Origin of the sequence: Escherichia sp. E13S3 (genome assembly GCF_004212325.1) — a bacterium.
GTDB lineage: Bacteria > Pseudomonadota > Gammaproteobacteria > Enterobacterales > Enterobacteriaceae > Escherichia.
Genome location: NZ_RHJR01000004.1, coordinates 133,992 through 147,000, shown reverse-complemented (window position 1 = coordinate 147,000; position 13,009 = coordinate 133,992). Strand labels below are relative to the sequence as shown.

The window sequence follows — 13,009 nt, the reverse complement described above, 5'->3', positions numbered from 1 at the left end:
AGCAAGATGTAGTGGTTTATGCGATGACGCTTTGAATCACATAGTTAATTGCACCACCACCAACAATCAGCCAGGCAAACAGTACCAGTGCCATCAGCAGAGGTTTCGCCCCGGCTTTTTTCAGCGCGCTGACGTGAGTGGTCAGACCCAGCGCCGCCATCGCCATTGCCAGCAGGAAGGTATCCAGCGTTACCAGCATGTTCACCACGCTCTGCGGTAACAGGTGGAACGAGTTAAAGATGGCAACTACGATGAACAAGATGGCAAACCACGGAATAGTGATTTTGCTTTTCTCGCCGCTGTTCGCCCCAGACAGCTGTTTAACACGCGCCGCCAGCAGGATGAGGAACGGAGCCAGCATCATCACGCGCAGCATTTTGGAAATAACTGCTGCGTTTTCTGCATCCGGGCTGATGGCATGACCTGCCGCCACCACCTGCGCCACTTCGTGCACAGTAGAACCAATGTAGATACCGAAAGTTTCCGGGCTAAACCATTGAGACATCAGCGGATATATCGCCGGGTAGAGGAAAATCGCGACGGTCCCGAAGATAACAACGGTTGCAACAGCCACGGTTACTTTACTGGCTTCCGCTTTCACTACCGGCTCAGTCGCCAGTACCGCTGCAGCACCACAGATACTGCTACCGGCACCGATCAACCAGCTGGTGTGCTTATCCAGACCAAACACTTTCTGCCCCAGGAAGCAAGCCAGCAGGAAGGTACTGGACAGCGTCAGCACGTCAATGATGATCCCACTGATACCGACATCGGCAATTTGCGAGAACGTCAGACGGAAGCCATAAAGAATGATACCCAGACGTAATAAATATTGCTTGGCAAACAGCACGCCACCGTCACAGCTTTTCCAGATGTGCGGATAGATGGTGTTGCCTAAAACCATCCCCAACAAGATTGCGAGGGTGAGGGCACTAAACCCGGCACCCGCAATCGCGGGAATGGAACCACCCCACAGGGCGACCCCGGTGATAACTGCACTCAGGGCTAACCCCGGAATAAAATGCCACAGTGTACGATGTTGTTTCTGTAAGGTGATATTCGTCATAACCCTCTCCTTTAACCGGGCATAAGGTTACGACTAACTGGTTTAAAAATAAAATTGATTATATATTTATAATTAATCTTTATAAGTGGTAAGCGACTATGCACATCACCCTCCGGCAGTTGGAAGTTTTTGCAGAAGTATTGAAAAGTGGATCAACCACCCAGGCGTCGGTGATGCTGGCGTTGTCGCAATCAGCAGTGAGCGCAGCCTTGACCGACCTGGAAGGGCAGCTTGGCGTGCAACTGTTTGATCGCGTGGGTAAAAGACTGGTTGTTAATGAACACGGGCGGCTGCTCTATCCGCGTGCGTTGGCACTGCTTGAACAGGCGATTGAAATCGAACAACTGTTTCGCGAAGACAACGGCGCGATTCGTGTCTATGCCAGTAGTACCATCGGTAACTACATTCTGCCTGCAGTCATCGCCCGTTATCGCCATGATTATCCGCAGTTGCCGATTGAACTGAGCGTTGGGAACAGCCAGGACGTGATGCAAGCGGTGCTGGATTTCCGCGTTGATATTGGCTTTATTGAAGGACCGTGCCACAGCACTGAAATCATTTCTGAACCGTGGCTGGAAGACGAGCTGGTGGTTTTCGCCGCGCCGACTTCGCCGCTGGCTCGTGGTCCGGTCACTTTAGAACAGCTGGCCGCTGCGCCGTGGATCCTGCGTGAACGCGGTTCCGGCACGCGGGAGATTGTCGATTATCTGTTACTGTCGCATTTACCGAAGTTTGAGATGGCGATGGAATTAGGTAACTCCGAGGCAATCAAACATGCGGTGCGTCATGGGTTGGGAATCAGTTGCCTGTCGCGAAGGGTCATTGAAGATCAATTGCAGGCTGGCACATTAAGTGAAGTTGCTGTCCCTCTGCCGCGCCTGATGCGTACGTTGTGGCGTATACATCATCGGCAGAAACACCTTTCCAACGCGTTACGGCGCTTTCTGGAGTACTGCGATTCCTCCACTTTGCCGCGTTAATCCGTTGTACAGAAACCTACGGGGGCTGTGTCGATTTTGTGACGCAGCACCACCGGTATACATTCGCCAGAAAAGAGATTGGTTGCTTTACTTATAATCCCTGGGCGATCATGAAGGTGTCTTATAAAAGCGTATTTCTACCGGAAGGATTGCAAATCGTCTGCTACAATCGCGCCTCATTTTTAAGATGGATAGCATTTTCGTATGGTTTCCGAAACTAAAACCACAGAAGCGCCGGGCTTACGCCGTGAATTAAAGGCGCGTCACCTGACGATGATTGCCATTGGCGGTTCCATCGGTACGGGTCTTTTTGTTGCCTCTGGCGCAACGATCTCTCAGGCAGGTCCAGGTGGGGCGCTGCTCTCGTATATTCTGATCGGCCTGATGGTTTACTTCCTGATGACCAGTCTTGGTGAACTGGCGGCATATATGCCGGTTTCTGGTTCCTTTGCCACTTACGGTCAGAACTATGTTGAAGAAGGCTTTGGCTTCGCGCTGGGCTGGAACTACTGGTACAACTGGGCGGTAACTATCGCCGTTGACCTGGTGGCCGCTCAGTTGGTCATGAGCTGGTGGTTCCCGGACACCCCAGGTTGGATCTGGAGTGCGCTGTTCCTCGGCGTTATCTTCCTCCTGAACTACATTTCAGTTCGTGGCTTTGGCGAGGCGGAATACTGGTTCTCACTGATCAAAGTCACCACGGTCATTGTCTTTATCATCGTCGGCGTGATGATGATTATCGGCATCTTCAAAGGCGCACAGCCTGCGGGCTGGAGCAACTGGACGATTGGCGAAGCACCATTTGCTGGTGGTTTTGCGGCGATGATCGGTGTGGCAATGATTGTCGGCTTCTCTTTCCAGGGAACCGAGCTGATCGGTATTGCTGCAGGCGAGTCCGAAGAACCGGCGAAAAACATTCCACGCGCGGTACGTCAGGTGTTCTGGCGAATCCTGCTGTTCTATGTGTTCGCAATCCTGATCATCAGCCTGATCATTCCATACACCGATCCGAGCCTGCTGCGTAATGATGTTAAAGACATCAGCGTCAGCCCGTTCACCCTGGTGTTCCAGCATGCGGGTCTGCTCTCTGCGGCGGCGGTGATGAACGCGGTTATTCTGACGGCGGTGCTGTCAGCGGGTAACTCCGGTATGTATGCGTCTACTCGTATGCTGTACACCCTGGCGTGTGACGGTAAAGCGCCGCGCATTTTCGCTAAATTGTCGCGTGGCGGCGTACCGCGTAACGCGCTGTATGCGACCACGGTAATTGCGGGTCTGTGCTTCCTGACCTCCATGTTTGGTAACCAGACGGTATACCTGTGGCTGCTGAACACCTCCGGTATGACAGGCTTTATCGCCTGGCTGGGAATTGCGATCAGCCATTATCGTTTCCGTCGCGGTTATGTGCTGCAGGGGCATGATATTAACGATCTGCCGTACCGTTCAGGCTTCTTCCCGCTGGGACCGATCTTCGCTTTTGTGCTGTGCCTGATTATCACTCTGGGCCAGAACTACGAAGCGTTCCTGAAAGACACTATCGACTGGGGTGGCGTAGCGGCAACCTATATTGGCATCCCGCTGTTCCTTATGATCTGGTTTGGCTATAAGTTGATTAAAGGAACCCACTTCGTACGCTACAGCGAAATGAAGTTCCCGCAGAACGATAAGAAATAAGTTTTACCCCTTCCTTAATAAAGCCCTCTCAACCGAGAGGGCTTTTTCTTTTCCTTAGTATTCATACGGATATAAAATTTAACATTTGGATTGATAATTGTTATCGTTTGCATTATCGTTACGCCGAAATCAAAAAAGGCTGACAAATCAGAGGCTGTTCAGGCTTTTGGGATGATCACCTGCATACAAAAAAGTCTACCGCGATGCTGCCGTACGCAAGGGGACATGAAGAAGATGTGAGCGATAACCCATTTTATTTTCGTAGTTACCTCATGGAGATATGGAATGTTTAGGTTGAACCCTTTCGTACGGGTCGGGCTGTGTTTGTCCGCAGTTTCATGTGCATGGCCTGTGTTAGCGGTTGATGATGATGGCGAAACGATGGTAGTCACGGCATCTTCCGTTGAACAAAACCTCAAAGATGCGCCCGCCAGTATCAGTGTCATTACCCAGCAAGATTTGCAACGTAAACCAGTGCAAAATTTGAAGGATGTCCTCAAAGAAGTGCCGGGCGTACAACTGACTAACGAAGGGGACAACCGTAAGGGTGTCAGTATTCGTGGTCTGGATAGCAGCTACACCCTGATTCTTGTCGATGGTAAACGTGTTAACTCGCGCAATGCCGTCTTCCGCCATAATGACTTTGACCTGAACTGGATCCCGGTCGATTCCATCGAACGTATCGAAGTGGTACGTGGCCCGATGTCTTCACTGTATGGTTCCGATGCGCTCGGCGGCGTGGTGAACATCATCACCAAAAAAATCGGCCAGAAATGGTCAGGCACTGTAACGGTAGATACCACCATTCAGGAACATCGCGATCGCGGTGACACCTACAACGGCCAGTTCTTCACGAGTGGACCGCTGATTGACGGCGTGCTGGGAATGAAAGCTTACGGTAGCCTGGCAAAACGTGAAAAGGATGACCCGCAGAGTTCCTCTACTACCGACACGGGAGAAACGCCGCGTATTGAAGGATTCTCCAGTCGCGACGGCAATGTCGAATTTGCCTGGACGCCGAATCAAAATCACGATTTTACCGCTGGTTACGGTTTTGACCGCCAGGATCGCGATTCTGACTCGCTGGACAAAAACCGCCTCGAACGCCAGAACTACTCCGTAAGCCATAATGGGCGCTGGGATTACGGCACCAGCGAACTGAAATATTATGGTGAGAAAGTCGAGAACAAAAACCCAGGCAACAGTAGCCCGATTACTTCCGAAAGTAACACGGTCGATGGTAAATACACGCTGCCGCTGACGGCTATCAATCAGTTTGTCACGGTGGGGGGGGAATGGCGCCACGACAAACTTAGCGATGCGGTGAACCTGACCGGCGGCACCAGCACTAAAACGTCCGCCAGTCAGTACGCGCTGTTTGTGGAAGATGAATGGCGGATCTTCGAGCCGCTGGCGCTGACGACCGGCGTGCGTATGGACGATCACGAAACCTACGGCGAACACTGGAGTCCGCGAGCCTATCTGGTCTATAACGCCACTGATACCGTAACAGTAAAAGGCGGCTGGGCGACGGCTTTTAAAGCACCTTCGTTATTACAACTTAGCCCCGACTGGACGACCAATTCCTGCCGTGGCGCATGTAAGATTGTGGGTAGCCCGGATCTGAAACCAGAAACCAGCGAAAGTTGGGAACTGGGGCTTTACTACATGGGTGAAGAGGGCTGGCTGGAAGGTGTTGAATCCAGTGTGACCGTCTTCCGCAATGATGTGAAAGATCGTATTAGCATCAGCCGTACATCTGACGTCAATGCTGCGCCGGGTTACCAAAACTTTGTTGGTTTTGAAACGGGGGCAAACGGTCGACGTATACCGGTGTTCAGCTACTACAACGTTAACAAAGCTCGTATTCAGGGCGTGGAAACCGAGCTGAAAATTCCGTTCAACGATGAATGGAAGCTGTCACTCAACTACACCTACAACGATGGACGCGATGTCAGCAACGGTGAAAACAAACCGCTATCCGATCTGCCGTTCCATACCGCTAACGGTACGCTGGACTGGAAACCGCTGGCGCTGGAAGACTGGTCATTCTATGTTTCTGGTCACTATACCGGGCAGAAACGAGCCGACAGCGCCACGGCTAAAACACCGGGCGGTTATACCATCTGGAATACCGGCGCGGCCTGGCAGGTGACTAAAGACGTCAAACTGCGCGCAGGCGTGCTGAACCTTGGCGACAAGGATCTCAGTCGTGACGACTACAGCTATAACGAAGACGGACGTCGTTACTTTATGGCAGTGGATTATCGCTTCTGATGAGAAGATGCCCGGCGAACCGGGCGGACTTTTACTTCAGTAAATACTGCGCATGGAAGCGCAGATGATCCTCTATAAAAGAAGCAATGAAGTAATAACTGTGATCATAACCAGGTTGAATACGTAGCATCATCGGCCACGCTTTCTGCCGCGCGGCTTCTGCCAGAACTGCGGGTTGCAGCTGGTCGGCAAGAAACTGATCGTTATCGCCCTGATCGATAAGCGTCGGGATCGCATCCTGCGCATGACTGGCATACATCAGCGCGCAACTGTCCCATTCCAGCCATGCATCTTTGTCCTCACCTAAATAGCGGCTAAACGCTTTGATTCCCCACGGGACGCAGCACGGATTCACAATCGGCGCAAAGGCTGAAACGCTGGTGTATTTGCCCGGATTTTTCAGCGCCATAATCAATGCGCCATGACCCCCCATCGAATGACCACTAATAGCACAGCGATCGCTGACGTTAAATTGCGATTGAATCAGCGTCGGTAATTCATCGCGCAGATAATCATACATCCTGTAATGCGTCGCCCACGGCGGTTGCGTGGCGTTGAGATAAAACCCCGCACCCTGGCCTAAATCGTAGCCATCATCGTTAGCAATCTGTTCGCCGCGCGGGCTGGTGTCTGGCATTACCAGCACAATCCCCAGTTCTGCCGCTACGCGCTGAGCGCCTGCTTTGGTGGTGAAGTTCTCGTCATTGCAGGTTAAACCTGAAAGCCAGTACAGCACAGGCGGAGGGGCGTTGTCGCGGGGCGGTGGGAGAAAGATGCTGAACGTCATCGGACAATTTAAGGTACTGGAGTCGTGCCGCCAGCGTTGCTGCCAGCCTTCAAAACAGCGGTGCTCTTCGAGCATTTCCATGCGTGGCTCCTTGTTGTGTTGTTTGCATTTTAGTCATCATACCGTTTATTCAATGCGCTGTGAGTAACTTTCACTTCCGCATATGCATAACGATGTTTTAACATCTAACGCTGAAAGGCAGCGGCAATTACAATAATTATCGCTGTGAATACTGGATTATGTGCGCCACCTCACGCACAATAATCGGGCTGCTAATCAGCTTAATAACTTTGCCCCCACGCAGGGCGGAGGCGTCACACCTGCAGGAGAAAACATAAATGCCATCACTCAGTAAAGAAGCGGCCCTGGTTCATGAAGCGTTAGTTGCGCGAGGACTGGAAACACCGCTGCGCCCGCCCGTGCATGAAATGGATAACGAAACGCGCAAAAGCCTTATCGCCGGTCATATGACTGAAATCATGCAGCTATTGAATCTCGACCTCGCTGATGACAGTTTGATGGAAACGCCGCATCGCATCGCTAAAATGTATGTCGATGAAATATTCTCCGGTCTGGATTACGCCAATTTCCCGAAAATCACCCTCATTGAAAACAAAATGAAGGTCGATGAAATGGTCACCGTGCGTGATATCACCCTGACCAGCACCTGCGAGCACCATTTTGTCACTATCGATGGCAAAGCGACGGTAGCCTATATCCCGAAAGATTCGGTGATCGGCCTGTCGAAAATTAACCGCATCGTGCAGTTCTTTGCCCAGCGCCCGCAGGTGCAGGAACGTCTGACTCAGCAAATCCTCATTGCGCTGCAAACGCTGCTGGGGACCAATAACGTGGCTGTCTCCATCGACGCGGTGCATTACTGCGTGAAAGCGCGTGGCATCCGCGATGCAACCAGCGCCACGACAACGACCTCCCTCGGTGGTTTGTTCAAATCCAGTCAGAATACGCGGCACGAGTTTCTGCGCGCTGTGCGTCATCACAACTGATTAAAAGGCAGGAACCATGGAGCGCAACGTCACGCTCGATTTTGTTCGCGGCGTCGCCATTCTGGGGATCCTGCTATTAAACATCAGCGCCTTTGGTTTACCAAAGGCGGCTTATCTCAATCCCGCCTGGTATGGCACTATTACCCCGTCCGACGCCTGGACCTGGGCGTTTTTGGATCTCATCGGCCAGGTAAAATTCCTCACGCTTTTTGCGCTGCTGTTTGGCGCGGGCCTGCAAATGTTGCTGCCGCGCGGCAGACGCTGGATCCAGTCGCGGTTAACACTGCTAGTCTTGCTGGGCTTTATTCACGGTTTATTGTTCTGGGACGGCGATATCCTGCTGGCTTACGGATTGGTGGGCTTAATCAGTTGGCGACTGGTGCGTGATGCGCCATCGGTAAAAAGTTTATTTAATACTGGCGTGATGCTGTATCTGGTGGGGATTGGCGTTTTGCTGTTGCTGGGGTTGATTTCTGACAGCCAGACCAGCCGCGCCTGGACGCCAGATGCATCGGCCATTTTGTATGAAAAATACTGGAAACTTCATGGCGGCGTTGAAGCGATCAGTAACCGCGCCGATGGCGTCGGCAACAGTTTACTGGCACTGGGCGCGCAGTATGGCTGGCAACTGGCGGGGATGATGTTAATTGGCGCTGCGCTGATGCGTAGCGGCTGGCTGAAAGGGCAGTTCAGCTTACGTCACTATCGTCGTACCGGTTTTGTGCTGGTGGCAATTGGTGTGCTGATTAACCTTCCTGCTATCGCACTGCAATGGCGGCTGGACTGGGCGTATCGCTGGTGTGCCTTCTTACTTCAAATGCCGCGTGAACTTAACGCGCCGTTTCAGGCAATTGGCTATGCGTCGCTGTTTTATGGCTTTTGGCCGCAATTAAGCCGCTTCAGGCTGGTGCTGGCAATCGCCTGCGTCGGACGGATGGCGCTAACCAATTATCTACTGCAAACGCTGATTTGTACCACGCTGTTTTACCACCTCGGTTTGTTTATGCAGTTTGACCGCCTGGAGTTGCTGGTGTTTGTCATTCCGGTATGGCTGGCGAACCTGCTTTTCTCTGTTATCTGGCTGCGTTACTTCCGTCAGGGGCCGGTGGAATGGCTCTGGCGTCAGTTAACCTTGCGCGCTGCCGGACCTGCATTATCTAAAACATCCAGATAACGATCTGGATCACATTCATTAACAAAACGGCTGTAACCGTTTCCATTGCTGTGACTCGATTCACGAAGTCCTGTATTCAGTGCTGACAAAATAGCCGCCAGCAAGCAGTAACCTACTGCATTCTCATAACAGGTAGTGAATATGATCACCATTCGTGATGTAGCGCGTCAGGCTGGCGTCTCTGTGGCAACGGTTTCCCGGGTGCTCAATAACAGCACGCTGGTCAGTGCCGACACGCGTGAAGCAGTTATGAAAGCGGTGAGTGAGTTGGATTATCGGCCAAATGCCAATGCACAAGCGCTGGCAACTCAGGTGAGCGATACCATCGGTGTGGTGGTCATGGATGTTTCAGATGCATTTTTCGGCGCATTGGTTAAAGCCGTCGATCTCGTTGCCCAGCAACATCAGAAATATGTGTTGATTGGCAATAGCTATCATGAAGCGGAAAAAGAGCGTCACGCCATTGAGGTGTTAATTCGCCAGCGTTGTAACGCGTTGATCGTTCATTCAAAAGCGTTAAGTGACGACGAGCTGGCGCAATTTATGGACAACATTCCCGGCATGGTGCTCATCAATCGGGTTGTGCCAGGCTATGCCCATCGCTGTGTTTGTCTGGATAATATCAGCGGTGCCAGAATGGCGACGCGCATGTTGCTGAACAACGGCCATCAACGTATCGGTTATCTCTCTTCCAGCCACAGCATTGAAGATGACGCAATGCGTAAAGCGGGCTGGATAAGCGCGCTGAAAGAGCAGGATATTGTTCCGCCGGAAAGCTGGATTGGCACGGGTACGCCGGATATGCCAGGCGGCGAGGCGGCGATGGTTGAACTACTCGGGCGCAATCTACAACTTACCGCTGTATTTGCCTATAACGACAATATGGCCGCAGGCGCTCTGACGGCATTAAAAGATAATGGCATTGCGATTCCGTTACATCTCTCAATCATTGGTTTCGATGATATCCCCATTGCTCGTTACACCGACCCGCAATTAACGACTGTGCGTTACCCCATTGCTTCGATGGCAAAATTAGCCACGGAACTGGCCTTGCAGGGGGCAGCAGGCAACATTGATCCGCGTGCCAGCCACTGTTTTATGCCGACGTTAGTGCGCCGCCATTCTGTCGCAATACGCCAGAATGCGGCGGCGATCACTAACTGAGCAAATCAGGGGATGTAACCGCTTTCAATTTGTGAGTGATTTCACAGTATGTTAACAATGTGGTAGCTATGATTGCACCGTTTTAACGTTGTAACTTGTATGTAACAGCGAATAATCGCTTTTATCGAGGTTATGGCGTCATAACAACAATTAGAGCCGTTTTATGGAGCGTTACCGGGCATGGACGAACGGATTTTTAAAAATGAGCTTCGGCGTTCAGTAACACTTCATTAACCATACTGGCCCGCCGAGCATTTATCTCAAGCACTACCCTGCATAAGAAAAACCGGAGATACCATGAATAAGAAGGTGTTAACCCTGTCTGCTGTGATGGCCAGCATGTTATTCGGCGCCGCTGCACACGCTGCTGATACCCGTATTGGTGTGACGATTTATAAATATGACGATAACTTTATGTCTGTTGTGCGTAAGGCTATCGAACAGGATGCGAAAGCAGCACCAGACGTCCAGTTGCTGATGAATGATTCACAGAATGACCAGTCCAAGCAGAACGATCAGATTGACGTGCTGTTGGCGAAAGGGGTGAAGGCGCTGGCAATCAACCTGGTTGACCCGGCAGCTGCGGGTACGGTGATTGAGAAAGCGCGCGGGCAAAACGTGCCGGTGGTTTTCTTCAACAAAGAACCTTCCCGCAAGGCACTGGATAGCTACGACAAAGCCTACTACGTTGGTACTGACTCCAAAGAGTCCGGCATTATCCAGGGCGATCTGATTGCTAAACACTGGGCGGCGAATCAGGGGTGGGATCTGAACAAAGACGGTCAGATTCAGTTCGTACTGCTGAAAGGTGAGCCGGGCCATCCGGATGCAGAAGCACGCACCACTTACGTGATTAAAGAGCTGAACGATAAAGGCATCAAAACTGAACAGTTACAGTTAGATACCGCTATGTGGGACACTGCTCAGGCGAAAGATAAGATGGACGCCTGGCTGTCTGGCCCGAACGCCAACAAAATCGAAGTGGTTATTGCTAACAACGATGCGATGGCAATGGGTGCGGTTGAAGCGCTGAAAGCACACAACAAGTCCAGCATTCCGGTGTTTGGCGTCGATGCGCTGCCAGAAGCTCTGGCGCTGGTGAAATCCGGTGCGCTGGCGGGGACCGTACTGAATGATGCCAACAACCAGGCGAAAGCGACTTTTGATCTGGCGAAAAACCTGGCCGATGGCAAGGGCGCTGCTGACGGCACCAACTGGAAAATCGACAACAAAGTGGTTCGCGTACCTTATGTTGGCGTAGACAAAGATAACCTGGCTGAATTCAGCAAGAAATAAGACTGAACGGGCGCAATAGTTTATTGCGCCCTTATTGTATGACCAACAAGGTAAAATTATATGGTCAGCTCAACGACTCCGTCATCAGGTGAATACTTGTTGGAAATGAGCGGTATCAACAAGTCTTTTCCTGGTGTTAAGGCACTTGATAACGTTAATTTAAAAGTCCGACCACACTCTATCCATGCGTTAATGGGGGAAAACGGTGCGGGAAAATCAACATTATTAAAATGCCTGTTTGGTATTTATCAAAAAGATTCCGGCACCATTTTATTCCAGGGTAAAGAGATCGATTTTCATTCTGCCAAAGAAGCACTGGAAAATGGTATTTCGATGGTACACCAGGAGTTAAACCTGGTATTACAACGTTCGGTGATGGACAACATGTGGCTGGGGCGATATCCCACCAAAGGCATGTTTGTTGATCAGGACAAAATGTACCGCGAAACTAAAGCGATTTTTGATGAACTGGATATTGATATCGATCCGCGTGCGCGCGTCGGCACATTATCCGTTTCGCAAATGCAGATGATCGAAATTGCTAAAGCGTTTTCCTATAACGCGAAAATTGTGATTATGGATGAACCGACTTCTTCGTTAACCGAAAAAGAGGTCAATCATCTGTTTACTATTATTCGTAAATTAAAAGAACGCGGCTGCGGTATTGTCTATATCTCGCATAAAATGGAAGAGATTTTCCAGTTATGTGATGAAGTCACCGTATTGCGCGACGGTCAGTGGATCGCTACCGAACCGCTGGAAGGGCTGACGATGGACAAGATCATCGCCATGATGGTTGGTCGTTCTCTTAACCAGCGTTTCCCGGATAAAGAAAACAAGCCGGGCGAAGTGATCCTCGAAGTGCGTAACCTGACGTCACTACGCCAGCCATCGATTCGCGATGTCTCGTTTGACTTGCATAAAGGGGAGATCCTCGGTATTGCCGGGCTGGTGGGGGCGAAACGTACCGATATTGTTGAGACGTTATTTGGCATTCGCGAGAAATCTGCTGGCACCATTACGTTGCACGGCAAAAAGATCAATAACCATAACGCCAACGAAGCCATTAACCACGGATTCGCGTTGGTAACTGAAGAACGCCGTTCAACGGGAATTTATGCTTATCTGGATATTGGCTTTAACTCATTAATTTCCAATATTCGCAACTACAAAAATAAAGTTGGCTTGTTGGATAACTCGCGGATGAAAAGCGATACCCAGTGGGTGATTGATTCGATGCGGGTAAAAACGCCAGGGCATCGGACGCAAATTGGTTCGCTCTCAGGTGGTAATCAGCAAAAGGTGATTATTGGTCGCTGGCTGCTAACGCAACCAGAAATATTAATGCTCGACGAACCGACGCGCGGTATTGATGTCGGGGCGAAGTTTGAAATTTATCAGTTAATTGCCGAACTGGCGAAGAAAGGCAAGGGGATTATTATTATCTCCTCTGAAATGCCAGAGTTGTTAGGGATAACAGACCGTATTCTGGTTATGAGCAATGGCCTCGTTTCCGGAATTGTCGATACAAAAACAACAACGCAAAACGAAATTCTGCGTCTTGCGTCTTTGCACCTTTAAGAT

The 13,009-nt window shown here is 50.8% G+C and carries 10 protein-coding genes; 8 read left to right on the top strand and 2 right to left on the bottom strand.

Annotated features, from left to right (window positions below; translation table 11 throughout):
* Positions 1 to 16: 16 nt before the first annotated feature.
* Positions 17 to 1,066 (bottom strand): YeiH family protein, encoded by a 1,050-nt coding sequence (locus D9597_RS06005; protein WP_000182044.1) that lies wholly within the window; start codon positions 1,064 to 1,066, stop codon positions 17 to 19.
* Positions 1,067 to 1,164: 98 nt separating this feature from the next.
* Between D9597_RS06005 and yieE the strand changes: the two genes are divergently transcribed.
* From yieE to cirA, 3 genes are all read left to right on the top strand, one after another.
* The gene (yieE, locus tag D9597_RS06000; RefSeq protein WP_130207074.1) at positions 1,165 to 2,046 is read left to right on the top strand and encodes a DNA-binding transcriptional regulator YeiE; all 882 of its coding nucleotides are present in this window, start codon (positions 1,165 to 1,167) and stop codon (positions 2,044 to 2,046) included.
* 204 nt (positions 2,047 to 2,250) lie between these two features.
* Entirely contained in the window at positions 2,251 to 3,720 is a 1,470-nt protein-coding gene (gene lysP / locus D9597_RS05990; RefSeq protein WP_130207072.1) for a lysine-specific permease, read from the top strand.
* Positions 3,721 to 4,005: 285 nt separating this feature from the next.
* Positions 4,006 to 5,997, top strand: a complete 1,992-nt coding sequence (cirA, locus tag D9597_RS05980) for a catecholate siderophore receptor CirA (RefSeq protein ID WP_130221876.1) — start codon at positions 4,006 to 4,008, stop codon at positions 5,995 to 5,997.
* 31 nt (positions 5,998 to 6,028) lie between these two features.
* On the opposite strand, the gene yeiG is transcribed toward cirA, so the two are convergent.
* Positions 6,029 to 6,865 carry an S-formylglutathione hydrolase gene (yeiG, locus tag D9597_RS05975; RefSeq protein ID WP_130221875.1) on the bottom strand — a complete coding sequence of 279 codons (837 nt, stop codon included), beginning with the start codon at positions 6,863 to 6,865 and terminating at the stop codon, positions 6,029 to 6,031.
* Positions 6,866 to 7,122: 257 nt separating this feature from the next.
* On the opposite strand from yeiG, the gene folE reads away from it, so the two are divergent.
* From folE to mglA, 5 genes are all read left to right on the top strand, one after another.
* Positions 7,123 to 7,791: a GTP cyclohydrolase I FolE gene (folE, locus tag D9597_RS05970; protein ID WP_001139613.1), complete on the top strand. Its 669-nt coding sequence runs from the start codon at positions 7,123 to 7,125 to the stop codon at positions 7,789 to 7,791.
* Between the two features lie 16 nt (positions 7,792 to 7,807).
* Positions 7,808 to 8,965, top strand: a complete 1,158-nt coding sequence (yeiB, locus tag D9597_RS05965; RefSeq protein WP_130221874.1) for a DUF418 domain-containing protein YeiB — start codon at positions 7,808 to 7,810, stop codon at positions 8,963 to 8,965.
* Between the two features lie 141 nt (positions 8,966 to 9,106).
* Positions 9,107 to 10,129 (top strand): HTH-type transcriptional regulator GalS, encoded by a 1,023-nt coding sequence (gene galS, locus D9597_RS05960; protein WP_130207064.1) that lies wholly within the window; start codon positions 9,107 to 9,109, stop codon positions 10,127 to 10,129.
* Positions 10,130 to 10,426: 297 nt separating this feature from the next.
* Complete coding sequence (gene mglB, locus D9597_RS05955) at positions 10,427 to 11,425, top strand: galactose/glucose ABC transporter substrate-binding protein MglB (RefSeq protein WP_001036964.1); 999 nt, start codon at positions 10,427 to 10,429, stop codon at positions 11,423 to 11,425.
* 60 nt (positions 11,426 to 11,485) lie between these two features.
* Complete coding sequence (gene mglA, locus D9597_RS05950) at positions 11,486 to 13,006, top strand: galactose/methyl galactoside ABC transporter ATP-binding protein MglA (protein ID WP_130221873.1); 1,521 nt, start codon at positions 11,486 to 11,488, stop codon at positions 13,004 to 13,006.
* Positions 13,007 to 13,009 lie beyond the last annotated feature (3 nt).